The following is a 1,220-nucleotide window of genomic DNA, read 5'->3' on the forward strand; positions in this document are numbered from 1 at the left end:
CCGCTCATTTGGAATGGATGCTAGGCGAGCGGAGGAGGGACCACGCGTTGTTTGTCGCTTTGGGTTCCTGTAAGCGACCGCTATGCGACAGCATTGTTGGAACGACCGTCATGGCATAGTCCCTTCGTTCGACAGCGGCCTTGCCGTCGCGGCCGCGGAGCACCGAAATGCGGGGGAGGAGGCCAGGATCTGGGGCTTCAGGGTTGAGCTGGGGCGGCCTCGGCTTCACTGTCGTCATGCAGTGAGGCATTGACGGTTCCGGGAGACAAATCCAGGATTCCCTCATCCAGGTCTCTTGACAGACGCACCTACATTTCGGCTGACAGCAGACGCCTCAGGCGGCCGACCATCAATCGGCGCCGAAGCGAGGCAATCCGCGGCTCGTATGAAGTATGCTTCCGGCCAGGGCGCGCTGGGCATCACCTGGGCTGGGTCGGGAGCTATGAGCAGGACGGCCCCGGGCCAGATCGGCTCCGGCATCGCCTCTATCCAAGCGGGCTGAACATGGTTGAAGCGGTTCCACAGGATGGTGACCCATGAACCGGTGGGTTGTACTGCGTCAACGCTGAGGAGTGTTACCTCGGTCGTGGTCCCGCTTGCCAGTTTGGCATCGTCGAAGGACCTCCATCTTTCCGTCGAGACGGCCATCCAGGTACGGCGGTCGTTGACCCGGTTCCACCAGACGCTGGCCAAGAGCAGTGCGGTCACCACCAAGAGGCCGCCGACCACCACTTTCAGTATGGAAGAAAGTCCGGTTGCAAGGAGAAATGCCAGAAACAGAACGAGGGCTATCAGAACAGCCGTGCTGGTCAATACCAGCCCAGCTGTCGCAACTTTGGGTTTCACTGTTGGGTTTAGGGCCACAGTCTCACCTCTTCCATCAGCTTAGAGCTGCCAGCCAGCACTAGTTAGGACGACTTGCTGGGAAAGGGGTGGATGCACGGCACTGGTCGCCAGCTGAGGTGACCTCTGGTGACCGAGAACGCGGTGGATGGTTTCTTGAAGTCTTCCCCGTTGTCCCCGCTGTTCCCGCTCGTAGTCGGCGGGAGTCGCTCCCAAGGGTAGGGGTGAGTCCGGGATCCCCCATCTGTCCCTGAACAGGGCGACGTCACGGATCAGTTGGCCYGACTCGCTGCTGTCAAGGGAGGCAGTCAGGACGCGTTTCCACTCGAGATCGTCAGTCATGGCGGCCATCGTGACGTTGTCGGTTCTCCTGCGAA

General features: G+C 60.7%; 1 protein-coding gene. It reads right to left on the bottom strand.

Features of this window, described 5'->3' with window-relative positions:
- Positions 1–282 precede the first annotated feature (282 nt).
- A complete protein-coding gene (locus AC1DEY_RS23555) occupies positions 283–864 on the bottom strand; it encodes a hypothetical protein (RefSeq protein WP_476870110.1) in 582 nt (193 codons plus the stop codon).
- Positions 865–1,220: the final 356 nt, after the last annotated feature.

Source organism: Arthrobacter sp. 05T47, assembly GCF_056395825.1.